Source organism: Streptomyces sp. NPDC058619 (assembly GCF_042717785.1).
In the GTDB taxonomy this organism is placed as follows: domain Bacteria; phylum Actinomycetota; class Actinomycetes; order Streptomycetales; family Streptomycetaceae; genus Streptomyces.
The window spans coordinates 243833-267502 of the sequence record NZ_JBHXQN010000005.1; the positions used below are offsets into that span (position 1 = coordinate 243833).

General features: G+C 71.9%; 20 protein-coding genes and 1 pseudogene. 9 read left to right on the forward strand and 12 right to left on the reverse strand.

The annotated features are described in order from the left end of the window. Positions 1–62: 62 nt before the first annotated feature. Complete coding sequence (locus ACFWTC_RS08060) at positions 63–1160, forward strand: membrane dipeptidase (protein WP_384027141.1); 1098 nt, start codon at positions 63–65, stop codon at positions 1158–1160. Positions 1161–1187: 27 nt separating this feature from the next. Here ACFWTC_RS08060 and ACFWTC_RS08065 read toward each other — a convergent pair whose 3' ends face one another. Continuing rightward, entirely contained in the window at positions 1188–1550 is a 363-nt protein-coding gene (locus ACFWTC_RS08065) for a VOC family protein (RefSeq protein WP_384027139.1), read from the reverse strand. 94 nt (positions 1551–1644) lie between these two features. Between ACFWTC_RS08065 and ACFWTC_RS08070 the strand changes: the two genes are divergently transcribed. Then, complete coding sequence (locus ACFWTC_RS08070) at positions 1645–2133, forward strand: CGNR zinc finger domain-containing protein (RefSeq protein WP_383920758.1); 489 nt, start codon at positions 1645–1647, stop codon at positions 2131–2133. 66 nt (positions 2134–2199) lie between these two features. Here ACFWTC_RS08070 and ACFWTC_RS08075 read toward each other — a convergent pair whose 3' ends face one another. After that, positions 2200–3543, reverse strand: coding sequence for a UDP-glucose dehydrogenase family protein (locus ACFWTC_RS08075; RefSeq protein ID WP_383920761.1), 1344 nt, complete (start codon positions 3541–3543; stop codon positions 2200–2202). Between the two features lie 196 nt (positions 3544–3739). Between ACFWTC_RS08075 and ACFWTC_RS08080 the strand changes: the two genes are divergently transcribed. Then, positions 3740–4912, forward strand: coding sequence for an acyl-CoA dehydrogenase family protein (locus ACFWTC_RS08080; protein WP_267721870.1), 1173 nt, complete (start codon positions 3740–3742; stop codon positions 4910–4912). 151 nt (positions 4913–5063) lie between these two features. On the opposite strand, the gene ACFWTC_RS08085 is transcribed toward ACFWTC_RS08080, so the two are convergent. From ACFWTC_RS08085 to ACFWTC_RS08100, 4 genes and pseudogenes are all read right to left on the reverse strand, one after another. Beyond that, complete coding sequence (locus tag ACFWTC_RS08085) at positions 5064–5492, reverse strand: hypothetical protein (protein WP_384027137.1); 429 nt, start codon at positions 5490–5492, stop codon at positions 5064–5066. A 116-nt stretch (positions 5493–5608) separates the two neighbouring features. Further along, positions 5609–6049, reverse strand: coding sequence for a glycine-rich domain-containing protein (locus ACFWTC_RS08090; RefSeq protein WP_384027135.1), 441 nt, complete (start codon positions 6047–6049; stop codon positions 5609–5611). A 448-nt stretch (positions 6050–6497) separates the two neighbouring features. Beyond that, positions 6498–7328 (reverse strand): annotated as a pseudogene (locus ACFWTC_RS08095) (helix-turn-helix domain-containing protein). After that, complete coding sequence (locus ACFWTC_RS08100; protein WP_384027133.1) at positions 7325–7849, reverse strand: DUF6879 family protein; 525 nt, start codon at positions 7847–7849, stop codon at positions 7325–7327. Before ACFWTC_RS08100 ends, ACFWTC_RS08095 begins: the two are co-directional and overlap by 4 nt. Before the next feature lie 325 nt (positions 7850–8174). Here ACFWTC_RS08100 and ACFWTC_RS08105 point away from each other — a divergent pair, with 325 nt between their 5' ends. Together ACFWTC_RS08105 and ACFWTC_RS08110 are read left to right on the forward strand one after the other, a co-directional pair. After that, the gene (locus ACFWTC_RS08105) at positions 8175–8510 is read left to right on the forward strand and encodes a hypothetical protein (RefSeq protein WP_383920785.1); all 336 of its coding nucleotides are present in this window, start codon (positions 8175–8177) and stop codon (positions 8508–8510) included. A gap of 208 nt (positions 8511–8718) precedes the next feature. Further along, positions 8719–9801, forward strand: coding sequence for a sugar phosphate nucleotidyltransferase (locus ACFWTC_RS08110; RefSeq protein ID WP_383920788.1), 1083 nt, complete (start codon positions 8719–8721; stop codon positions 9799–9801). 99 nt (positions 9802–9900) lie between these two features. On the opposite strand, the gene ACFWTC_RS08115 is transcribed toward ACFWTC_RS08110, so the two are convergent. After that, positions 9901–11238, reverse strand: coding sequence for an LCP family protein (locus ACFWTC_RS08115; protein ID WP_384027131.1), 1338 nt, complete (start codon positions 11236–11238; stop codon positions 9901–9903). 106 nt (positions 11239–11344) lie between these two features. On the opposite strand from ACFWTC_RS08115, the gene ACFWTC_RS08120 reads away from it, so the two are divergent. Further along, positions 11345–11881, forward strand: coding sequence for an acyl-CoA thioesterase (locus ACFWTC_RS08120; protein ID WP_383920793.1), 537 nt, complete (start codon positions 11345–11347; stop codon positions 11879–11881). A 76-nt stretch (positions 11882–11957) separates the two neighbouring features. On the opposite strand, the gene ACFWTC_RS08125 is transcribed toward ACFWTC_RS08120, so the two are convergent. Next, positions 11958–13340: an LCP family protein gene (locus ACFWTC_RS08125; protein WP_384027256.1), complete on the reverse strand. Its 1383-nt coding sequence runs from the start codon at positions 13338–13340 to the stop codon at positions 11958–11960. Positions 13341–13619: 279 nt separating this feature from the next. On the opposite strand from ACFWTC_RS08125, the gene ACFWTC_RS08130 reads away from it, so the two are divergent. After that, positions 13620–14645, forward strand: a complete 1026-nt coding sequence (locus tag ACFWTC_RS08130) for a glycosyltransferase family 2 protein (RefSeq protein WP_384027130.1) — start codon at positions 13620–13622, stop codon at positions 14643–14645. 79 nt (positions 14646–14724) lie between these two features. Here the strand turns inward: ACFWTC_RS08130 and ACFWTC_RS08135 are convergent, their stop codons facing one another. The 4 genes from ACFWTC_RS08135 to ACFWTC_RS08150 form a co-directional block, all read right to left on the reverse strand. Next, positions 14725–16518, reverse strand: a complete 1794-nt coding sequence (locus tag ACFWTC_RS08135) for an LCP family protein (protein WP_384027128.1) — start codon at positions 16516–16518, stop codon at positions 14725–14727. Between the two features lie 50 nt (positions 16519–16568). After that, positions 16569–18302, reverse strand: a complete 1734-nt coding sequence (locus ACFWTC_RS08140) for an LCP family protein (RefSeq protein ID WP_384027126.1) — start codon at positions 18300–18302, stop codon at positions 16569–16571. Between the two features lie 219 nt (positions 18303–18521). Beyond that, positions 18522–19748 (reverse strand): LCP family protein, encoded by a 1227-nt coding sequence (locus ACFWTC_RS08145; protein WP_384027124.1) that lies wholly within the window; start codon positions 19746–19748, stop codon positions 18522–18524. A gap of 259 nt (positions 19749–20007) precedes the next feature. After that, positions 20008–20757 (reverse strand): TIGR03089 family protein, encoded by a 750-nt coding sequence (locus ACFWTC_RS08150; RefSeq protein WP_383920809.1) that lies wholly within the window; start codon positions 20755–20757, stop codon positions 20008–20010. Positions 20758–20896: 139 nt separating this feature from the next. On the opposite strand from ACFWTC_RS08150, the gene ACFWTC_RS08155 reads away from it, so the two are divergent. Both ACFWTC_RS08155 and ACFWTC_RS08160 read left to right on the forward strand, forming a co-directional pair. Then, positions 20897–22297, forward strand: a complete 1401-nt coding sequence (locus ACFWTC_RS08155; protein WP_383920812.1) for a peptidoglycan recognition protein — start codon at positions 20897–20899, stop codon at positions 22295–22297. A gap of 94 nt (positions 22298–22391) precedes the next feature. Beyond that, positions 22392–23561 carry a DNA-3-methyladenine glycosylase family protein gene (locus ACFWTC_RS08160; protein ID WP_383920815.1) on the forward strand — a complete coding sequence of 390 codons (1170 nt, stop codon included), beginning with the start codon at positions 22392–22394 and terminating at the stop codon, positions 23559–23561. The last annotated feature ends 109 nt before the right edge of the window (positions 23562–23670 follow it).

Sequence of the window (23670 nt, forward strand, 5' to 3'; positions counted from 1 at the left end):
GCGTCCCGCATGTCACGGTGGCACCACCTCTCCCCGCTGCCTCCGAGACCGGAGCGAACGCCATGGCCGACCTGCAGGATGAACCCCACTCCGTGGGCATCGGAGCGGAGCACCTCCCGGCTCCGCCGCTTCCCGCGGTTCCCACGGCGGTGCCCGGAGCCCTGGACCGGGCCGCCGCGCTGCTGTCCGTGCACCCCGTCGCGGACGGGTGCAACACGCTCGTGCGGACGCTGCGCCACAGCCCGTACCACGACATCGGCACCCCCGACGCCGGCGTGGACACCGACATCCCGCGGCTGCGTGAGGGGGGAGTGGGGGCCCAGTTCTGGTCCCTGCTCGTACCGCCTGACGGCCCTGACGGCCCTGACGGGGCCGCGGACACCGACCGGGTCGTCTCCGACACCCTGGAGCAGATCGACATCGCGCTGACCCTGGTGCGCGGCTACCCCGACAGCCTCCTCCTCGGCCTGACCGCCGACGACATGGCCGACGCCCGCAACAGAAACCGGATCGCCTCGTTCCTAGGCCCCGTCCCCGGCCGCACGCTGACCGACTCGCTCGGCGCGCTGCGCGCGTTCCACGCGCTGGGCGTACGCCTCCTCGCGCCCGCCGGGGCGCCCTGGGCGCAGGACGGGCTGACGGCCTTCGGCCACGAGGTGGTCCGGGAGGCCAACCGGCTGGCGGTGCTCCTGGACCTCACCGACTGCCCGCCGGCGACCGCCTGCCAGGTGGCCGGGGCCTCCAAGGCGCCGGTCATCATCTCGAACACGGCGGCGGCCGCGCTGAACCCGCACCCGGGCAACGTGACCGACGAGGTCCTGCTCGCGCTGCGGGGGGCGAACGGGCTGGCGATGGTCACCTTCGACCCCGCGCGCACCGGGGACTCCCTGCACGCGGTGGCGGACCACGTGGACCACGTACGGGCCGTCTCGGGCCCGCACGCCGTCGGGCTCGGCGCCGCCTTCGGCAGCGAACCGGGCCGCCCCCGCCCGGCGGGCCTCACGGACCCCTCGGGCTACCCGAGGCTGATCGCCGAACTGCTGGAGCGGGGCTGGCCGGAGACCGACCTCGCCCTGCTGACCTGGGGCAACGTACAGCGGGTGGTGCGCGACGCGGAGTTCACGGCCCGCGCCGCCCAGCACCGCCGGCCGTCGCCCTAGGGCAGAGCCCTCCGGGGGAACCGGGCCCTATCCGGCGCAGAGGCAGACCGGGTGCCCGGCCGGGTCGGCGTAGACCCGCCAGCCCCGGTCACGGTCGCCGGTGTCCAGGGGCACGGCCCCCAGGGCGAGGATGCGCTCCTCCGCCGCGTCGAGGTCCTCCACGGTCAGGTCCAGGTGGAACTGCTGCGAGCCCTCCGGCGCCGGCCACTTCGGCGGGACGTGGCCGGGGGCCAGCTGGAAGGCCAGCGGGGTGCCCGCGTGGCCCTCCAGGTCCACCCAGGTGTCGTCCCCGGAGCTGGGCGTGCCGCCCAGCAGGCCGGCGTAGAAGGTGGCGAGGGCGGACGGGTCGGGACAGTCGAGGACGACGGTGCCGAGCGTGGCGACGGCCATGGTTCTCTCCTAGCGGTTACCGGTAAATGGCTGCAAGCAGTAACCACACCCTACGCGTTACCTCTTGTCGAAGCCAAGAGGTAACGTCGTATCCATGACTGGACGCGCACCGGCACCCGGCGGGCTCGCCCTGGTGGAACGACTCGTCAACACGCTGAGCGTGGACACGGGCGACGACCGCCTCGCGGCCGAGTTCGGCCTGTCCGGCGCGGCCCTCGCGGACGCGGCGGAACTCCGCGAAGCCCTGCGCGACGCCCTGCTGGCGCACGCGGGCCACGCGTTCCCGGCCGGCGCGGCCGACCGGCTGAACCAGCTGCTCGCCGCGGCCCCGCTGACCGTCCGCGTCGACGCGGACGGCGCCGCCGCCCTGGTCCCCGCGGGGGAGCCGTCCCTCACGTCGGGGGTCGCCGAGGCCGTCGCCGGGGCGGCCGCGGACGGCACCTGGCCCCGGCTGAAGGCCTGCGCGGCGGACGACTGCCGGTGGGCGTACTACGACCGCAGCCCGGCGGGCCGCGGCCGCTGGTGCAGCATGTCGGTCTGCGGCAGCCGCGCCAAGATGCGCACCTACCGCGCCCGCGGCTGACGGGCCGCGCCGGGGGCGGCGTGCACCGCGGCCGGGGGCGGCGTGCACCGCGCCGCCGGAGGCCGCCTACGCGCGGGGGCGGCCCATCGCGCGGTAGGTCCAGCCGGCCGCGCGCCAGCGCTCGGGGTCCAGGGCGTTGCGGCCGTCCAGGACGAGCGGGTCGGTGACGACCGAGGCCAGCTCGGCCGGGTCGAGGTCGCGGAACTCGCGCCACTCGGTCAGGTGCAGGACCACCTCCGCACCGCGGGCCGCCGCGAGCGCGGAGTCGGCGTACCCGAGGGTGGGGAAGACCCGCCGCGCGTTGTCCATGCCCTTGGGGTCGTAGACGGTGACCTGGCCGCCCTGGAGGTGGATCTGCCCGGCCACGTTCAGCGCGGGGGAGTCGCGGACGTCGTCCGAGTCGGGCTTGAACGTGGCGCCGAGCACGGCGACCCGCTTGCCGAGGAACGAGCCGCCGACCGCGTCGCGCGCCAGCTCCACCATGTGTCCGCGGCGCCGCATGTTGATGGAGTCGACCTCGCGCAGGAAGGTCAGCGCCTGGTCGGCCCCCAGCTCTCCGGCCCGCGCCATGAAGGCCCGGATGTCCTTGGGCAGGCAGCCGCCGCCGAAGCCGATGCCGGCCCGCAGGAACTTCTTGCCGATCCGGTCGTCGTGGCCGATGGCCTCCGCCAGCTTCACCACGTCGCCGCCGGCCGCCTCGCAGACCTCCGCCATCGCGTTGATGAAGGAGATCTTGGTCGCGAGGAAGGAGTTGGCGGCCGTCTTGACCAGTTCGGCGGTCGGGAAGTCGGTGATGACCAGGGGGGTCCCCTCCGACATCGGCGTCTCGTACACCTCGCGCAGCAGCTTCTCGCCGCGCTCGCCCTGGACGCCGATCACGATCCGGTCCGGGTGCAGGGTGTCCTGCACGGCGAAGCCCTCGCGCAGGAACTCCGGGTTCCACGCCAGCTCCACGTCCGCGCCCGCCGGAGCCAGCTCCACGAGCTTGGCCGCGAGGCGTTCCGCCGAGCCCACCGGCACCGTGGACTTGCCGACCACCAGCACCGGGCGCGTCAGGTGCGGGGCGAGCGAGGCCATCGCGGCGTCCACGTAGGACATGTCGCAGGCGTACTCGCCGTGCTTCTGCGGAGTGTTCACGCACACGAAGTGGACGTCGCCGAACGCGCCGACCTCCTCCCAGGAGGTGGTGAACCGCAGCCGCCCCGTGGAGCCCGGCAGCCCGGCGACGTGCGCCGCGAGGAGCTTCTCCAGCCCGGGCTCGTACATCGGCACCCGGCCCGCCGCCAGCATCGCGATCTTCTCTGGAACCACGTCCAGCCCCAGCACCTCGAACCCCAGCTCCGCCATCGCCGCGGCGTGCGTGGCGCCGAGGTAACCGGTGCCGATCACAGTGATCCTGAGGGGGGCCATGGGTGCTCCAGAGGTGCGGGGCCGTTTGCGGCCACTGAGCATAGTCGGGCCCGGCAGGGGCGACGTTCCCCAGGAGGGGCCCCCGCTGTCACGCAACTCACGTAGGCGGTCCATATCGCCATCCGGACACCGGACACTAAGCTTGGGTTACTTAACGGTAGTTAGCATCACGCATCACCTTTGGGGAGTGAGAGTCTTGGCGGGTTCTGCCGACTTCGACCTGTACCGCCCGGCCGAGGAGCACGACATGCTCCGTGAGTCGGTCCGCTCGCTCGCCGAGGCGAAGATCCTGCCGTTCGCCGCCGCGGTCGACGAGGAGTCCCGCTTCCCGCAGGAGGCCCTCGACGCCCTGGTCGCCAGCGACCTGCACGCCGTCCACGTGCCCGAGACCTACGGCGGCGCGGGCGCCGACGCCCTCGCCACCGTGATCGTGATCGAGGAGGTGGCGCGCGTCTGCGCGTCCTCCTCCCTGATCCCGGCCGTGAACAAGCTCGGCTCGCTCCCGGTGATCCTGTCCGGGTCCGAGGAGCTCAAGGCCAAGTACCTCGGCCCGCTGGCCAAGGGCGACGCGATGTTCTCGTACGCCCTCTCCGAGCCGGACGCCGGCTCCGACGCCGCCGGCATGAAGACCCGCGCCGTGCGCGACGGGGACTTCTGGGTCCTCAACGGCGTCAAGCGCTGGATCACCAACGCGGGCGTCTCCGAGTACTACACGGTCATGGCCGTGACCGACCCCGAGAAGCGCTCCAAGGGCATCAGCGCCTTCGTCGTGGAGAAGGGCGACGAGGGCGTGTCCTTCGGCGCCCCGGAGAAGAAGCTCGGCATCAAGGGCTCCCCGACGCGCGAGGTCTACCTCGACAACGTCCGCATCCCGGCCGACCGCATGATCGGCGCCGAGGGCACCGGATTCGCCACCGCGATGAAGACCCTGGACCACACCCGCATCACCATCGCCGCCCAGGCGCTCGGCATCGCCCAGGGCGCCCTGGACTACGCCAAGGGCTACGTCCAGGAGCGCAAGCAGTTCGGCAAGCCGATCGGCGACTTCCAGGGCGTGCAGTTCATGCTCGCGGACATGGCCATGAAGATCGAGGCCGCCCGCCAGCTGACCTACTCGGCGGCCGCCCGCTCGGAGCGCGTCTCCTCCGGCGGCCCCCACGAGGACCTGACCTTCTTCGGCGCCGCGGCCAAGTGCTTCGCCTCCGACGTCGCGATGGAGGTCACCACGGACGCCGTCCAGCTCCTCGGCGGCTACGGGTACACCCGCGACTACCCGGTGGAGCGCATGATGCGCGACGCGAAGATCACGCAGATTTATGAAGGCACGAACCAGGTTCAGCGCATCGTCATGGCGAGGAACCTGCCGTAGCAGTGTTTTCGCAGGTCAGAAACCTTCTCGGGTGATCCGGGAAGCGGGATCGGCCTCTGGTCCGTTCAGGCCCGAACGACGAGGCCCCCGGCGTGATGCCGGGGGCCTTTCGTAGACCGTAAAAGGCTGCTGCGAGCCAGGCCCACTGCGGTCAGGCGCTGTAGAGCGCGGGGCGCTCCGCCACCTGGTCCGGAAGCAGCCCTTCGACAGCCAGGTTCCCCGTCCAGAGCTGGTCACGGTTGGCGTACGTCGCACCGAAGCGGACGCGCTTCCCACCCGGCTCCAACTTCCAGCCCTGTTCTTGGAACTGTGCGATGCGGTCGCTGCCGCACACCAGGGCCCGGGTGGCTTGAGTGAGCACCCATCGGGCCAACTCGGTCTCGCCGGCCGTGGGCCGTTCACAGCTGCGGGCCATCTGCCACAGGCGCGGCCACTCGATCCCGGGAGTCAGCGGGCCGACGATGGCCACCTCTCCGATTCGCCGGCCGTCCAGGTGGTGCGTGGCATATCCGAAGACCACGCCGAACAGGGCGAATACGGTGACCCTGCCGCTCCCGGTCAGACCCTCATCAGACGGCATGGGCGGTACCTTCGGTCAGGGCAGGGACCGGGCACCTGTGACGTGTCCGGGCCCTGCTTCGTACGAGCGGATCACTTTGTGATCCGTGTGCCGGGGCGGGTCGGCGAGCCAGCGAGTCAGCAGCCGTCGCCGTCGCCGCAGCAGGCCGGCTGGTTGCACTCGGCTGCGGTGCCCCACAGGCGGGCGTCGACGAAGAACCCGGCGGTCCTGAGCCGGTCGGCCACGGACACCATCAGCCCGCGCGTCCGCACCTTGGCGTTCGGGGCGTGGTGGACGAAGTGGCCGAACCGCTCCTGACACCAGGCGGCGTACTCCTGGGTGTGGAGCATGAACGAGTGCCAGCCGGGGTCCACCCGCTCACTGGGCGCCATGTCGTACGCCTTCTGGCTGCCCAGGACGTACACGAAGGCGATGGCCTGATCCATCACGCGATCGGCCACGACCCGCTCAAGGCCGTATTCGTCCGCGCAGAACGCGGCCAGCCGCCCGAACAGCTCGGGGCTGACGAAGTCCCGCCCGTGCCGTAAGGCGACGGTGCTTTCCACCATGGTCGTCATCGTGCGACTCCTTCTGTCGACGGGTCTTGCTGCCCGCCCCGGCGGGGCGTGGGCCTGTGTCAGGTCGTGTCGACCCGGTGAACGAGGGCGATGTCCTCGAACCCTCGAAGAAAGCGACCGTGACCGGCATTCAGGCCCGTGTGCGTCATGCACTGCCGATCCACCCCGGCCACGTCGGGGCCGGGAACGGCAGCCCAACCGCATCCCGCGTAGAGGCAACTCGCAAGCACGATGGGCGAGGTCTCCGGGTCTCTGACGATCCGGTGCTCTGCGTGCCGGATGACCGAGCGGGTCATCGGCGCGCCCCGCCCGTGTGGATGCAACGGTTGTGCCAGTAGACGACTATGGGCGCGTACTCGAACGTGTCCGCCTTGGTTGCCATCGCGCACCCCTTCGCCGCTGTCTCCGAGAATCGACAGCTAATGGTGGCTGGGGGCGAGGCCGAGTACTAGCTGGTTTCCTGTTCGCGTAAAAGCTCGTCCCGGATGCCTTCGAGCATGGCACGCATGTCGCTACCGGAAAGCGCCACGCTGGAAAACCGCTCGAACTTGTCTACGTACAGGGCTACGTCTCGGGGGTCAGTCACGACCATTTCTGCGTGGGTCGTTTCCACAGTGACCACTCGGCCATCACGAATCACGAAAGAATGCCCCGGTACATCTGTCTGCGCAGCGTTAAGGGGGACGACTCGAATGTCTACGTTGGGCAAACGCGAGACGGAAATAATTCGGTCCACCTGACCCGCCAGCATGGGTGCGGGAAGAATGCGCCAACGTAGGACAGGTTCCGTCAGGATGAAGCGCAAGGTCTTACCGGTGTCGTAGAGAATCCGTTGTCTTTCGATCCGCGCTCCGATGGTCCGGGACAACTGCTCCTATCCCAGGCCCTTCCCTTGAAGTACGGCCCTTACGTACTCAGGGGTTTGCAACAGGCCGGGAACCAGTGACGGTTGGAATAGGCACAGCAGGCTCATGGACTGCTCCAGTGCCCGGATCTGCTCTTGCTTCCGGTGGAACCCTAGCCGTCGGTACAGGCGCCATGCCGTGGCTTCCGTTGCCTGCGCGCGAGCTACAGCCATGTACTTGGCCTTGATGTCCGCCGACACATCAACAGCCGAAAGAATGCGGTCTACGTCTGCAACACTTGGCGCCACTCGGCCGTTCTCAATCTTCGACAGCTTGGCCGTAGACATGACAGCGCTGCGGGCCACGGCCTTGGCTTCCTTTCCGGATGCCTGCCGCAATGCCCGCAGCGCTGCCCCCAGTTCTGTCTTATTCACTCGCCGTGCTTGGCCCACCATTCGGAAAACGGCTCAGCATGAGCGAGAGCCGCATCCCGATGCCCGATGAACTCCGCCGCTCGATCGTCAGCGAGAAACTCGGGCCCGATGAAAGCTCCGGTTTCGTCGTAGTTCATGACGACAGGTGACGTCTCGTCAAACATCCAGAAGTCTGGTACCCCTTCCAAAGGGTTCGGCTGCTCCGTGATGTCGAGGATGAAGAACTCTTCCCCACCCGTCATGTTCTTTACGTATCCCCACCCGAGTTCATATCGGAGATAGTCCGTGAGCGGACGGGCGAGGATGTGCACCCGATACATCCGCTTACCCATTTGTGTCGCAGCACGAACGGTTTCAACCCAGCCGGCGTTGTATTCGGCTGGCTGGGGCTCGCCCGCAAGGAACGACCTCAAGTTTTCGGCACTCGCAGGGATGTTGTACTCGTCGAGGATTTCGAGGCGGAAGGCTTCCCGCTCGAACGTGTCGAAGCACTCCGTCAGGTTTCTAGATGAGCTGATCACGGATGGCCTTCCGGATAAGTTCCATGGGGATCTCGACCACGCTTTCCTTCATCGGAATCTCTGCATAACCTACCCTTCGTAATGCAACGCTCACGCAAGGGAGTTGAAGTGCGCCGGTTCGCCCTGCCCCGCCGCTGGCGGACCGACAGGCCACGGCTCCCGCACACCGCAAGGAGTCAGCGATGTCCGGAACTCTCACGACCTGTTCGGCAGGGCCCGCCGCCCACCCCGTACGGGGCACCCTCCCCCCCATGCGCTCAGCTACAGCCTCACCCTCCCCGGGGAGCCCTACAGCGCCGCCGTCGCGCGGCGGACCGTCGCGTCCGTGCTCCGGACCCACCGCTTGGAGGGGCTCGTGCCGGCCGCCGCCCAGGCGACCGGCGAACTCATGGCCGCCGGCCGGCACAGCAGCCCGGGAAACGGGCTGTACCTCTCGCTCCGGTACCGGGACGACTCGCTCCGCCTGATCGTCTACGACGCCCACGGGCCGCACCCCCACCCGCGCCTCGCCGGTCTGTGCGAGGCGAGGCGGCGAGGGTACCTGCGGGTCCTCGCCGCCCTGGTCCGGGACTGTGAGGGGGACTGGGACTTCGGCCCGGCCCGGGAACCCGGCGGCGGTACCCGGACCTGGGCCACGCTGCCGTACCGCCCGGCCGCGTAGCCGAACCGGTCACACCCGTCCCCGTACGGGAGAGGCCTCCGGCAGGCCGGCCGTCCGGAGGGAGGCGGGCTGGCATTTGGGGACACAGCGGGCGGTTCAGCGGTACGAGTGCGCGCGCGGACGGGCGTAACCGCCTCCGGCCGTGGCATGACCTCCGCATGGGCTAAATTTGGACCTTCGCACGCAGGAATCGGTTGGGGAGAACGCAATGACGGAAGCGATCCTGCTGGTCGGAGGCCAAGGAACGCGCCTGCGTCCCGTGACCGTGAACACGCCCAAGCCGATGGTCCCCACGGCCGGCGTCCCGTTCCTCGCCCACCAGATAGCCAGGGCCACCGCCGCGGGCGTCACGCACATCGTGATGGCCACCTGCTACCTCGCCGAGGTCTTCGAGCCGTACTTCGGCGACGGCTCGGAGTTCGGCATCACCCTCGAGTACGTGGTCGAGGACGAGCCCCTGGGCACCGGCGGGGCCATCCGCAACGCCGCGCAGCGCCTGACGGGCGGCCCGGACTCCTCCGTCCTCGTCTTCAACGGCGACATCCTCACCGGCCTGGACATCGCCGGGCTCGTCGCCTCGCACGAGTCGGCCGACGCGGACGTCTCCCTGCACCTCGTGCAGGTCGAGGACCCGCGCGCCTTCGGTCTGGTCCCCACCGACTCCGAGGGGCGGGTGCTGGCCTTCACCGAGAAGCCGCAGACCCCGGAAGAGATCATCACCGACCAGATCAACGCCGGCTGCTACGTCTTCCGCCGCAGCGTCATCGACTCCATCCCGGCCGGCCGGCCCGTCTCCGTCGAGCGCGAGACCTTCCCCGGCCTCCTCGCCGCGGGGGCCAAGCTCCACGGGGTCACCGAGAACACGTACTGGATGGACCTCGGCAAGCCGGAGGCCATCGTCCAGGCCTCTGCCGACCTGGTCCGCGGCGTGGTCTCCTCCCCGGCCGTCCCCGGGCGCCGCGGCGAGTCCCTGGTGCTGCCCGGCGCCGAGGTCGCCGCCGGTGCGAAGCTGTCGGGGGGCACCGTCGTGGGCGCCGGCGCCCGCATCGAGGCCGGGGCGGTCGTCGAGGGCTCCATCGTGCTGGACGGGGCGGTCATCGGCGCGGACGCACAGGTCAGCGCCAGCCTGATCGGCGCCGGGGCCTCGGTCGGCCCCCGCAGCGTGCTCGACAGCGCGGTCATCGGCGACGACGCCGTCGTCGGCGCCGACAACGAGCTCCGCGCCGGCGTCCGCGTGTGGTGCGGCGCCGAGCTGCCCGCCGCCGCGATCCGTTTCTCCTCCGACTCCTGACCGACCCCGGCCCCCGACCCCGGGCCCCCGACGCACGGGAGGGGGCGGCGGGATCTCCCGCCGCCCCCTCCCGCCGTCACCCGGCCGGCCGAGCACCGCTCACTGGCCGCGGACGGTGACCTTCTCGTCGTTCTGGATCTGCTTCACCAGCTGCTGCACCTTCGCCTTGTCCCAGACGAGGTTCCCGCCGCGCTGCCCCGAGATCGGCATGTTCATCGAGACGCCGTCACCGCCGTTGACGCCCTTCATCGCGAAGAACATCTGACCCATGTCCCACAGGCCCATGTCCTGGTCCACGATCAGCGTGTCCAGGCCCGCGCCCAGCATCGGGTAGAGCGAGAACGGGTTGAGGACCGTCCCCGGCGTCGCCGCCTGGCTCGCGAGCGCCGACAGGAACTTCTGCTGGTTCTTCGTCCGCTGGAGGTCCGACTCGGCGAAGGCGTACCGGGTCCGTACGAACGCCAGCGACTGCTCGCCGTTCAGCGTCTGCTTGCCGGCCTGGAAGTCGGCGCCCGACTTCTCGTCCTTGAAGGCCTTCTCGATGTCGAGCTCCACCCCGCCCAGCGCGTCCACGATGTTCGCGAAGCCGGCGAAGCCGATCTCCGCGTAGTGGTCGATGCGCAGGCCGGTGTTGTGCTCCACCGTCCGTACGAGCAGCTCCGGACCGTCCTCCGCGTACGCCGCGTTGAGCTTGACCCGCCGCCCCTCGCCCGCGAACTTCTTGCCCGACTGGGACCCCACGAACGAGGGGATCTCCACGTCCGAGTCACGCGGCAGCGAGATCATCGTGTTCCCGCTGGAGCACTTCGCCAGGATCATCATCGAGTCGGTGCGCTTGCCCTCGGCCGAGCCCGTGTGGAGCTTCTTCTTCTCCTCGGCGGACATGCCCTCGCGGCTGTCGGAGCCCACGATCAGGTACGTCGTGCAGTCCCCCTCCTTCGGCCGCTCGATCACCTTGGAGAGGTCCACCTCCCGGCGCACCTTGGAGTCGGCCCAGAAGTAGGTGGCGACCGTCGTCACCAGCAGCGCGGAGACCAGCACGATCGAGCCGACCTTGATCCGCCTGCGCCAGTCCGGGGCCGGGCCGGGGGCCCGCCCGGGGCGGCCGGGCCCCGACGGCGGCTGCGGCGGCCCGCCGGGCCCCGCGGGTCCGGCCGGCGAGCCGTAGACCTGACCGGTGTTGTAGCCGCTGTCGAAGCCGCCGTAGGTGTCGTGGCCCTGTGCGTGCTGCGGGGGCACACCCGGTACGGGGGGCGCCGGAGTCCCGGGCCGCCGGCCGGGCGGCGGGACCGCCGGGCGCGGGGGCTGCTGCCGCTGGACGTGCCGCATCCGCTGCGCGCCCTCGGGCTGCGCCTGGGCGCTGCCGCGTCCGTACCCGTCGTCACGGCGGTCGCGCTCGTCGCGCTCGCCGTTCCACCCTGCTGGCCAGTCATTCATGCGCCCTAGGATGCACGCCCGGGCGTGTCGTCCGACAGCCCGGGTGGCGTTCCGTACCGGTGCTGTTGCAGAGCTGATGCCTCCGGTACCCAACTAAGGTATCCGTATGACAGACATACCGGTCGAGCTGCCGGGGAAGCCGACCGCGGCTTCCCGGACCACCCTCAGCCACATCATGACCGCGAACGACACCAACCTCCTCGGCACCGTGCACGGCGGCGTGATCATGAAGCTGGTGGACGACGCGGCCGGAGCCGTCGCCGGCCGCCACTCCGGGGGCCCCGCGGTCACCGCGTCCATGGACGAGATGGCCTTCCTGGCCCCGGTCCGGGTCGGCGACCTCGTCCACGTGAAGGCCCAGTGCAACTGGACCGGCCGCTCCTCGATGGAGATCGGCGTACGGGTCCTGGCGGAGCGGTGGAACGAGTCCACCCCCGCCACCCAGGTCGGCAGCGCCTACCTCGTGTTCGCGGCGGTCGACGCCGAGGGCAAGCCCCGCACGGTGCCGCCGGTGCTCCCGGAGACCGAGCGCGACGAGCGGCGCTACCAGGAGGCCCAGATCCGCCGCACCCACCGGCTCGCCCGCCGTCAGGCGATCACGGCCCTGCGCGAGGAGCGGGCGGCACAGGGCTTCGACGACTGACCGCCGCCCAACCCGTCGGCGACCGGCCGCCGCTGCCCGCCCGTCGGCGGCCCGCCGCCGCCCACCCGCCCCCGGCCTACGTGCCGCAGACCACCTGGTCGCCGGTGACCGCCCCGGTCGCCCCGCCCTGGTACGGGTCCTCCGCGCGCACCGCGACCACCTTTCGGTAGTCCGCGCCCGCGATCACCACCACGGTCCGCCCCTGCCCCGGCACCGCCCGCAGCTCGCTGCCCGGCAGGGCCGTGGACACCGTACGGGCGGAGCGGTCCCAGCGCGGGTCGTACGTGATCACCGTGCGCTTGACCTCGCGGCTGGCGCCGTTGCCCGGGGCCCGCGTGGTGTCGAAGCCGGTGGCGCGCAGGGCCGCGTCCACCCGGCCGCCCAGGCCGTCGATCCGCGTCCCGTTCTCCACCTGGACCCGGACCTGCTGCGGGGGCACGTCCACCGGCACGGACGCCGGCCGGCCGTGGCCCGGGCCCGGACGGACGGGGGCCAGCGGCCGGTCCTCCCGTACCGCCTGGAACAGCTTGGCCGCCTTCGCCTCGTCCCACTTCACGGTCGAGCCGATTCCCTTGACCCGGTACGAGGGGCTGCCGATCGGCACCGAGGCGAACTCCGACGAGGACGGGGTGAAGTCCCGCATGGCCTGGCCGAGCGCGAGCATCTGCTCCGAACCGAAGCCGGTGTCGGCCCGGACCGAGCCGAGCAGGGTGGAGCTGACCTGCTTGAACTTGACCGGGTTCAACAGCACCCCACCGCCGGTCGCCTGCTTGATCAGGGCGGCGATGAACCGCTGCTGGCGCTGCATCCGGCCGAGGTCGGACGCCCCGTCGATGTGGCGCGAGCGCACGTACTGCAGGGCCTGGCCGCCGGTGAGCCGGTGGGTGCCGGGCAGCAGGTCCAGGCCGGTGTAGGTGTCGCGCATGGTCTTGGCGGTGCAGATCTCCACGCCGCCCATCGCGTCGACCGTCCTCATGAAGCTGGTGAAGTCGACCTCCAGGTAGTGGTCGATCTTCACCCGGGTCATGTTCTCCACGGTCCGCACGGTCAGGTTGGGCCCGCCCTCCGCGTACGCCGCGTTCAGCTTCACCGGGTGCGGCTTGTGGGCCTTGCCCGTGACCAGGTCCTGGTGCGCGGGCACCTCGGCGTAGCTGTCGCGGGGCAGGCTGATCACGCTGGCCCGCTCCCGGTCCGCCGACAGGTGCACCAGCATGATCGTGTCGGTGCAGTGGCAGGGCGCGCCGCCGAGGCGGTACTCGCGCTTCTCCTCCGGGGTGATCTTCTCGCGGCCGTCGGTGCCGACCAGCAGGAAGTTCATGCCGTGCCCCGCCTGGGGGCGGTTCTTCATGTCCTTGAACGGGTCCACCCGCTCGATCCCGGTGTCCAGACCGGTCATCACGGCGTGCCCGACGGCTCCGGAGCCCAGCACCACCACCGACAGGCTGGCCGCCAGCCGCACCCCCCACCGGGGCCGGTCACCGCGGTGCCGGGCCGGGCCGCCGCCGGCTCCGCGCCGCGCGCGCTGCGGCTCGGGCGGCCTGGCGGGACGGGTGGGACGGTGCGGTTCGGGCACGGTGGACACCTCCGCGGGGACAGCAGGGGACGGTCGGCAGTTCCGTCTGATTCGGCAGAACAGTAGGCCCATATGATCAGCCTCTGTCCGTACCGCTCACTCGGCGCGCACCCGGTTCCCCCGTACGCGGTAACGTGACACCGATACCCGACCTTGAAGGACGACATGCCCGCCCAGCAGCCCGCAGTCTCGGTGATCATGCCGGTGCTCGACGAGGAGCACTACCTCCGCGATTCCGTCCGCCACATCCTGGAGCAGGAGTACGCGGGCGAGATGGAGGTGGTGATCGCCCTCGGGCCGTCCACGGACCGCACCGACGAGATCGCCGCCGCACTCGTCGCGGAGGATCCGCGCGTCCACACCGTCCCGAACCCCACCGGCCGGACGCCGGCGGCCCTCAACGCCGCCATCAAGGCCTCGCGCCACCCCATCGTGGTGCGCGTCGACGGTCACGGCATGCTCTCCCCGAACTACATCGCCACCGCCGTCCGCCTCCTCGACGAGACGGGCGCGCAGAACGTCGGCGGCATCATGCACGCCGAGGGCGAGAACCCTTGGGAGGAGGCCGTCGCCGCGGCGATGACCTCACGGATCGGCGTCGGCAACGCGCCCTTCCACACGGGCGGCGGGGCCGGACCCGCCGAGACCGTCTACCTCGGCGTCTTCCGCCGCGAGGCGCTGGAACAGCAGGGCGGGTACAACGAGGAGTTCATCCGCGCCCAGGACTGGGAGCTGAACTTCCGCATCCGCGAGGCTGGCGGCCTGATCTGGTTCTCGCCGGAGCTGAAGGTCCAGTACCGCCCGCGGCGTTCCGTACGGGCCCTGGCCAAGCAGTACAAGGACTACGGGCGCTGGCGCCACGTGGTGGCCCGCTACCACGCGGGCTCCATCAACCCGCGCTACCTCGCCCCGCCGACCCTCGTCTGCGCCCTCGCGGCGAGCGTGGTCGTCGGCGCGGCCGTCACCCCCTGGGCCTTCGCCGTCCCGGCCGGCTACCTCGCGGGCATCGTCGCCGGCGCGGTCCCGGCGGGCCGCGGCCTCCCGCTGAAGGCCCGGGCGCAGATCCCGGTGGCCCTCGCCACCATGCACCTGTGCTGGGGCTTCGGCTTCCTGACGAGCCCGCGCGCGCTGGCGAAGCGGGTGATCGCGACCCGCCGCCCGGCGGTCCGGCGCGACGCCTCGCAGGTCTGACCCGTACCCGGACCGGCACGACGAAGGGGCCCGGCGGCTGTGACCACACAGTCGCCGGGCCCCTTCCGTACGTACGCGGCTACCAGGTGAAGCCGGGCTGGATCGGCATGCAGGCCTGGTCGTTGTCGCCGTTGAGCGGGCGGGCGGAGTCCGGCGCCTTCGTCGGGGCGGGCGGCGGCGGGGTCGGTATGTCGCCGGTCTGCCAGTCCTTGCCGACGAACAGGACGATCCCGGACACCTCGTCGGACTTCTGCACCGAGGAGGCCGGCAGTCCGAGCGCGGTCGCCAGGGCGGTGGCACTGCCCGCCTGCTCCGCGGAGTTGAAGCGGACCACGGTCACGTCCTCGGCGCCGGTGCGGTTCTCGGCGGTGGCCTTGGTGTAGCCCTTGGCGGCCAGCAGGGCGGTGACGTCGCGCGCCCGGTTCCGGGCCGGAGCCTGGGAGCCGTCCTTGCCGCCGGTGGCGTTGCGGACGCCGACCGCGGTCTTCGCGGGCGGCTCGGGCGCGGCGGTGGCCGGCGGGGCCGAGGGGGTTGCCGGGGTGCCGGTGGCGGCCGACGGGGAGGCGGCGGGGTCCGCGGGGGTGCCGGAGCCCTTGCCGTCGAGCGCGATGTCCTCGCGGACCATCCGGAACAGGTCCTCGGCCTCGCCCGACTTGGGCTCGACCCGTCCGTCCATCCCGGGCCGGTTGCTGTAGACCCACGGCATGGTGGTCATGGTGATCCGGCCCGGCGGGACCTTCTTCAGCTCCATGCTGAGGTCGTACAGCTTGTCTATCTTGTTCAGGCCGGTGTCCACGACCATGGCGTCGATGGCTGCCTGAGCCAGGCTGTTGAGCTTCACCGGGTTGGTGAGCTTGGCGTTCTTGCGGAACTCGCGGGCCATCGAGTTCATGTACTGGTGCTGGGCGTGGGTGCGGCCGATGTCGGTGCCGTCCTCGAAGCCGTAGCGGGTGCGCAGCCACTGGAGGGCCTGCTGGCCCTGGATGACGCTCACGCCCTTCGGCAGCTTCAGGCCGGAGCCCTTGCCGTCGCGGGTGAGGGAGTGCACGTTCTGCTCGACGCAGACCGGGACGCCGCCGATGGCGTCCGCCATGGAGACCACGCCCTTGAAGTCGATCATCATGAAGTGATCGATGGGGATCTTCGTCAGTTCCGCCCAGGTGGCCACCGTGCAGCCCGGTCCGCCGCGGCTGAGGGACTCGTTGGTCTGGACGAGTCCCTTGCTGGCCTCGTGCACCTTGCCGCCCGGCTCGGTGCACTTGGGCATCGTCAGGATCGTGTCGCGGGGCATCGACACCACGGACATGTTGCTGCGGTCCGCGGACAGGTGCAGCAGCATCTGCACGTCCGCGAGGGGCGGGCCGTCGAAGGTCTCGGTGCCGCCGCCGAGGGCCTGGTTCGCCGCGTCGTTGCGCGCGTCGGAGCCGATGAGCAGGATGTTCAGCGGGGTCTGGCCGAAGGCGTTGGGCTTGGAGCCGCCCAGTTTGTTCTCGCCGAGGTTGAGCGCGTCGGTCTGGATGCTGCCGTTCAGGTGGCGGTAGTAGAGGTACCCGCCCGCCGCCGTCCCGAGTATGAGCAGGGACAGTACGGAGGCCGTCCAGCGCAGCACGCGCCGCCGCCCCCGCCGTCCGGCGGCCGCACGCCTGCCGTCCGCGGCCCGCTTGCCGTCGGCCGACCGCCGGGCGGCCCGGGAGCCGTCCCGCGGCGGCGGCACCGCGCCGGTGGCGCCCGTACCGTCGCCGGATGTGCCGTCGGCCGTGCCGTCGGCCGTGCCGTCGGATATGCCGTCGTGTGTGCCGCCGGATGCGTCACCGGTGGTCTGAGCGGTCGCCCCCTCCCCCCGCACGCTGCTGTGCCTCACGCGTCCCCCCATCAAGATCCTCTCGTGCTTCGTGTGGTGCCGGTCCTACCGGCCGTGGTCCGTCATTTCACGCAGACCGCCTTGTCCGCCTCGGTGCGCTGGACGTCCTCCGGCAGCTGCTGCGGCGCCGCCGACGCCAGCGGGGTGCCCGGCTCCTTGAAGTCCGGCCCCAGCGTCAGCTTCATCGGGGCCCTCGCCGCCGCGTCCGCCGTGCCCACCTTCATGGCGGTCGCAGGGAGGCCCAGCAGGTCCGCGAGCGCCCGGGCCTGGTCGGCCTGGTTGGGCGCGTACTCCAGCTGGGTGGCGCCGAGCTTCGCGGGCGCGTTGCCGCGGTTGCTGCTCTTGGAGACGCCCTTGGTGTTCTGCAGCCAGTTCAGGGTGGTGGAGGCCGCGCCCTTGGGCCCGCCCCCGTTGTACACGTCCACCCGTACGTCGGCGGCGGCCGCCCGGCCGCCCTGGAGCAGGGCGTCCTGCTTGGCCTTCGCGTCCGCGTCGGCCGCGTCCTTCGCGGCGGCCTCCTTCTTCTCGACCTCCGTGAGCGAGACGTCCCCCCGGATCATCTGCAACAGCGGATCGGCCAGCCCCTGGTTGAGCACGACGGTCGCCTTGACCTTCTCGGCCGGGTTGTCGAGGACCGGCAGGGTGGTGAAGGTGACGTTCTTGAGGTCTATGTCCTTCAGTTCGCCCGCGAGGTCGGTGAGCTTGTCGATGGATCCCAGACCCTGGTCCACGGTCAGCGACTTGGTGGCGGCCTCGGCCAGCGAGAAGAACTTCTTCGGGCTGGTCAGCGTCTCCTTCGACTTCATCTCGCGCATCATCGAGCTGAGGAACGCCTGCTGGGTCTTGATGCGGTCCAGGTCGCTCTCGTTGCCGAAGGCGTGCCGGGTCCGTACGAAGGCCAGCGCCTCCTCGCCCGCCAGGCGGTGTTCGCCCGCGCCCAGTTTGAGCTTGGAGTCCTTGTCGTCGACGGCCTTCTCCAGGCAGACGGGCACCCCGCCGACGGCCGTGCTCAGGTTCTTCACGGCGTTGAAGTCGACCATCATGAAGTTGTCGATCTCGATGCCGGTGAGGGCCTTGACCGTACGCATCGTGCAGCCCGCGTCACGGCCCTCCTGCCCGAGGCTGTTGTTGAAGCGGGTGCCCTTGGTGCCCCCGACCTCCTTCGTCGACCCGTCCGGCTGCTTCGTCGGGCAGGACGGGATGTCCGTGATCAGGTCGCGCGGGATCGACAGCGCGGTCGCGTTGCTGCGGTCCTTCGCGACGTGGAACAGGATCGTGGTGTCGGCGTGGCCGACGCTGTTCGCGTCCCCGTAGCCCTCGTTGCCGGCGCCGCTGCGCTTGTCGGTGCCGATGACGAGGATGTTGATGGCCTCGTTCTTCCGGAAGCCGCCGGTGCCGGCGCCCGCCGTGTCCGTGACGGTGAGGTTGCCGTTCAGGTGCTGGTAGTAGAGGTACCCCGCCACCGAACCGCCGACCAGCAGGAACGCCAGGGCCCCGCCGGTGATGACCAGCGTCTTCCTGCGTCCGCCACCGCCACCGCCCTTGCGGGAACGGCCGGTACGCCGCCCGGGCGGGCCGTCGCCGCGCCGCGGACCCGGGACGGCGGGGGAGGGGGCGGTCGGCGCGGGGGCCGTGGCGGATCTGGATCTGCGCGGCGCCGACACGGAGGGCCGCTGCCGCTGTTGCTGCTCAGCGGAGTTGCCCAGTCGCAGTTCGTAGTGGCCGGTGCGAGGGTTGATCACCCACTGGTCTGCGGGGTCGATCTCGTCGGCCCGCCCACGGCTTTGCGCATCCACGGTTGCTCGAATCCTCCGTCGGTGCCTCGCGACGCGCCTCCCCCAGGCGCACGGTCAACGATCCGGCTGGTGCGTGGCCTCTTAATCGGCCGGGCACCGGATCGCTCACCCTATCCGTCAGGTTCGGCTGCAAACCATGCTGGTGACAAATTCCACTTCCCTGATAACGGGGTGAAACGCCCATCACGCTCGGTTCGGTCACCGGCTTTTGGGATTGCTTTACCGGCAGTCGGCCGGACCCGCCGTGGTCCCGGTGAAAGTGGGGACGGGGGTGGGGTCGGTTCCGGTTCCCGTGGAGGTCCCGGCGGGCTCCGAGGCGGACCCGGAGGGCTGGCCGGACGGCCGCGCGGAGGCCGGTTGCGAGGCGTCCTCGGGCTTCGGCGGGGTCACCGTCACGGCCCGGTCCATGCGCAGCCGCTCGAACAGCCGGGCCGCGTCCGGCTGTACCAATTCGTCCCGGTTCGGATTGGGCGGGTACGGACGCCGCGGCACCGTGAGGAACTTGACCTGGTCCGTCGGTATGTCCCGTACGCCCCGCACGAGTTCGTACAGCCCGCGCAGCGAGGCCAGCCCCGGGTCGGTGGTCACCGAGGAGGTCGCCGCGTCCAGCAGCGGGACCAGGCGGGCCGGATTGAGCAGCACTCCGTTGCTCTGCACCTTCTTGACCAGCGAGCCGAGGAACTGCTGCTGGCGCAGCATCCGTTCGGTGTCGCTGCCGTTGCCCAGGCTGTGCCGGGCGCGGACGTAGCCGAGGGCCTGCTCGCCCCGCAGCGTGTGCAGTCCGGCGGGCAGCTTCGCCTTGGCGGCCGCGTCGGCCACCGGCTGTTCGAGGCAGACCTCCACGCCGCCGACGGCGTCGACCATCCTCTTGAAGCCGCCGAAGTCGACGACCATGTGGTGGTCGACGCGGATGCCGGTCAGCTTCTCCACCGTACGGATCGTGCAGGCGGCCCCGCCCCACTCGAAGGACCAGTTGAACTGCGCGTACTGGGCGGTGGTGCGGGTCCCGTCCGGCTTCAGGCAGGACGGGATGTCGCTCATCAGGTCCCGGGGTATCGAGACCGCGGTGGCGCTCTTCCGGTCCGCGGGCAGGTGCAGCAGGATCACGGTGTCCGAGCGCTGCGTGCCCTTGTCCGCCCCGTAGGGGGCGTTCTCCTTGCCGGAGCGGGAGTCCGAGCCGATCAGCAGGATGTTCTGGGCCCCGGTGGCGAAGTTCGCCGGGCGCTCGCGCTCGTAGCGCCTGAGCTCGGCCTCGGCCGAGCTGTCCGCGGTGATGTTCCCGTCGAGCCGGTTGTAGAGCCACCAGCCGGTGGCCGTGCCCGCCAGGACCACCGCGGCGGCCCCCAGGCCGCTCCAGCGCAGCAGTCGGCGCCTGCGGCCGTGCGGAGGCGGGGGAGTGCCTCCGCCCGCTCCGGCGCCGCCCGGTATGCCTGCGCTGTCCGTCACCCGCGTCAGTCCCCTCGCCGCTCCGGTCGCCGCTTCGGCAACAAGCCGTACGAGTGAGTGCGGCCATTGCCGATCCTGCCCCCGGTACGCCGGGGCGGCCCGGGGGCGGGGTCCTGTCAAGGGCCGACCGGGTGACAAATGGCCCGTTCTCCGTGTTTGGAACGGGACCGGAGCGCCGGAGGCGGCGGAAAACGCGGCAGGTCAGACGCGGTGCGGCGGACAATGCGGCAGGCAAGACGCGGTGCGGCGCACGCGGCGGTCAGACGCGGTGCGTGACGCGCTCGCTCTCGACCCGCTGGGCCAGGCCGTCCGCCGACAGGGCGTCCAGGTTCCGGCACAGCACCACGGAGCCGCCGGACGCCAGGGCCGCGTACAGCCCGGCCGAGAGGCCCTCCCAGGTGTCGTAGCCGAGGCCCGTCAGCACCCGCGAACCGGCGCCGAGCCCGAGCTTCGCCGCGTCCTCGCGGGCGCGGTCGGTCAGCTGCGCGTACGAGAGCTCCTCGCCGCCGACGGCCAGCCCGGGCCCCTCCGGGTCCACCGGGACGAAGGGCGCGAAGCGGTCGCCCTGCCCGGGCACCTCCACCGCGTAGTCCGCGAACCCGGCCGGCGGCTGCGGGAACCGCCCGCCCAGCGGCCGCAGGGCCAGCGCCACGCGCTCCCCGGAGCAGGCGCGGGCCTCCTCCAGCGCGTCCGGCCCGCTGACCACCAGGTCGGCGCCGGCGGGATCGCCGCCCACCTCGGCCACGACACCGACCGAGGCGCAGGCGAGCAGCCACACGGCGCTCTGCCAGTGGGCGGGGAGCAGCAGCGCCAGCCGGTCGCCGGGCTCGGCCCCCAGGTCGCCCTGGAGCAGGTTGGCGGTCTTGGCCACCCAATTGGCGAAGGTGGCGACGGACAATTCGACGCGCTCGCCCGTGGCGTCGTCGTAGAAGGTGACGAGCGGGCGGCCCGGATCGGCGGCGAGCGCGGATCGCAGCAGGTCGGCAGGGGTGCGGTCAGTGGCGTTCACCCGGCACAGGGTACGCGGGCCCGTCCCCCGTACGAGGGGCCGCGGCTCCTCCGTACGGGGGAGGGGTACGCGGCGGCGAGCAGACGGCTCGTCAGTTCTCGGATGGCGCCGCGCGGTGCGGGTGCCCAGCATCCTTGTCATGCGTGGATTCCTTGCTTCCTCGATCGGCGTCGCGACGGCCGCCGTACTGGCCCTGCCCCTCGCGCTCCCTACTCCGGCCCTGGCCGCCACGTCCCCGGACGCGGTCTCCCCCGTGGCACCCGCCGGGTCCACCCAGTCGCTGCCGCTCGTCCCCGTGGGACCCGCCGCGGACCGCAGCCCCGGCGTCCCCGGCATGAGCGCCTCGCCCCGCCTCCCCGAGACGCAGGGCCTGGCAGCCCGCAAGGTCACGACGTTCTCACTGGTCGGCGTCGTCTGGGACGACGCCGCCACCCCGCTCCACGGCCGGGTCCAGGTCCGTACCCGCTCCACGGCGACCGCCACCTGGTCCGACTGGCAGGACCTGGAGACCCACAACGACGAGCACGCCGCCGACCCCGACGCGGCGGAACGCGGCTCGGGCCGCGTCCGCGGCGCCACCGCCCCGCTGTGGGTCGGCGCGTCCGACGGGGTGGAGGTCCGGGTCCAGGCCGAACCGGGCACCCCGGCCACCCGCGCACCGGCCCGGCTGCCGTCGGGCCTGCGCATCGAACTCGTCGACCCGGGCGAGGAGGCGCCGGTCCGCGGGACGGACGGCAAGAACACCGGCCCCGGGGGCGACGAGAAGGGGGATGCGCTGCCCGGCATGTCGATGGAGATGGCCGAGTCCTCCGCGGCCAACCTGCCGCACGCGGAGCTGGGCGCCACCGAGATCGGCGCGCTCGACAAGGCCGACTCCACCGCCGACGCGGTCTTCGCGAGCGACGGCGGACTGACCGCCGCGGCGGCCCCGTACATCGGCCCGCGCCCGCGGATCGTCACCCGTGCGGGCTGGGGCGCGGACGAGAAGCTGCGCGAGCCCGGCTTCGGCTACACGAACACCGTCAAGGCCGCCTTCGTCCACCACAGCGCCTCCGGCAACAACTACGCCTGCAAGGACGCGCCGGCGGTGCTGCGCAGCCTGTACCGCTACCACGTGGTCAGCAGCGGCTGGCGCGACATCGGCTACAACTTCGCCGTCGACAAGTGCGGCACGGTCTACGAGGGCCGCGCGGGCGGCGTCTCCAAGGCGGTCCTCGGCGCGCACACCATGGGGTTCAACACGGACAGCATGGGCGTCGCGGTCATCGGCTCCTACACCAGCACGACCCCTCCGGCGGCGGTCGTCGACTCGGTGGCCCGCCTCACGGCCTGGAAGCTCGGCCTCTTCGGCGCGGACCCGCGGGCGAAGACGACCCTGAAGTCGGGCGGCGGCAACCTGTACGCCAAGGGCAGCAGCGTGAAGATGAACGTGATCTCCGGCCACCGGGACGGCTTCGCGACGGAGTGCCCCGGCAAGCTCCTGTACGGCAAGCTCCCCACCACCCGCACCACCTCGGCCAGGCTCCAGGGCCGCCCGTAGACCGCGGGGCCGTTCCCCGGCCCCCTCCCCGCTCCACGCGTCGGCGGGGAGGGGGCGGGGCGGGGACCGGCCCCGCAGGGCTACGCTCGAAGGCATGGCCGGCCGCTTCGACCCCCTCACCCGCGCCGCCGTCCGCGGCGGCCGCACCACCGTGCCCGCGGCGCAACCCGCGCCCCCCGGCGCGGCACCGGGTCGGGCGGAGGCATCGGGTCCGGCCCCCGCGGCACCGGGTCCGGTGGGTGCACCGGGTCCGGCGGACGCGGTACCGGGACCGGCGGGTGCACCGGCATCGGCGGGCGCGGCACCGGGTCCGGCGGATGCCCTGGGTCCGGCCCCCGGCGGCGCCGTCCGGCGGCGCCGCTGGATCCCCGACGGCCCCCTCGACCTCGGGACCACCCTCGGCCCGCTCCGGCGCGGTCCCGGCGACCCCACCTTCCGCGCGGCCCCCGACGGCTCCGTGTGGCGCGCCAGCCGGACCCCGCAGGGCCCGGCCACCCTCCGGGTCTCCCGTACGGGCACGGGCGGCGCCGCGGAGATCGGCGCCGAGGCCTGGGGACCGGGCGCCGACTGGATCCTCGAACACCTGCCGGCCCTGCTCGGCGCCGGCGACGACCCGGCCGCCTTCGTCCCCCGCCACCGGCTCGTGCACGCCAGCCACCGCCGCCGTCCGGGCCTGCGCCTCACCCGCACCGGCCTGGTCCTGGAGTCCCTGATCCCCACCGTCCTGGAGCAGAAGGTCACGGCCGACGAGGCCTACCGGGCGTGGCGCCGGCTCGTGCGCCAGTACGGCGAGCCCGCCCCGGGCCCGCAGGAGCTCGGCCTCCGCGTGATGCCCGCCGCCCGTACCTGGGCCCTGATCCCGTCCTGGGACTGGCACCGGGCCGGGGTCGACGCCAAGCGCTCCGCCACCATCGTCCGGGCCGCCCGCGCCGCGCACCGCATGGAGGAGGCCGCCGCGATGGAGCCCGGTCCTGCCGCCGCCCGGCTGGAGGCGGTCCCCGGCATCGGCCCCTGGACCTCCGCCGAGACGCTCCAGCGCAGCAACGGCGACCCGGACGCCGTCACGACCGGCGACCTCCACCTGCCCGGCATCATCGGCTACGCCCTCGCGGGGAACCGCGACGCCGACGACGCCGCCATGCTGGAGCTCCTCGCCCCGTACGCGGGACAGCGCCACCGGGCCGCCCGGCTCGTCCTCCTCGCGGGCCGCACCCCGCCCCGCCGTGCGCCCCGCATGCCCCGGAGCGACATCGGCACGCTCTGACGGAACCCGCCCCGCCCCCGTTATGTTTTTCGTGGTCCTGCAATGGGGCCGCTGGCCTCCGGGCCCGGTATGACTGTGTCCCCTCTGTCGAACGAATGACCTGGGGGGT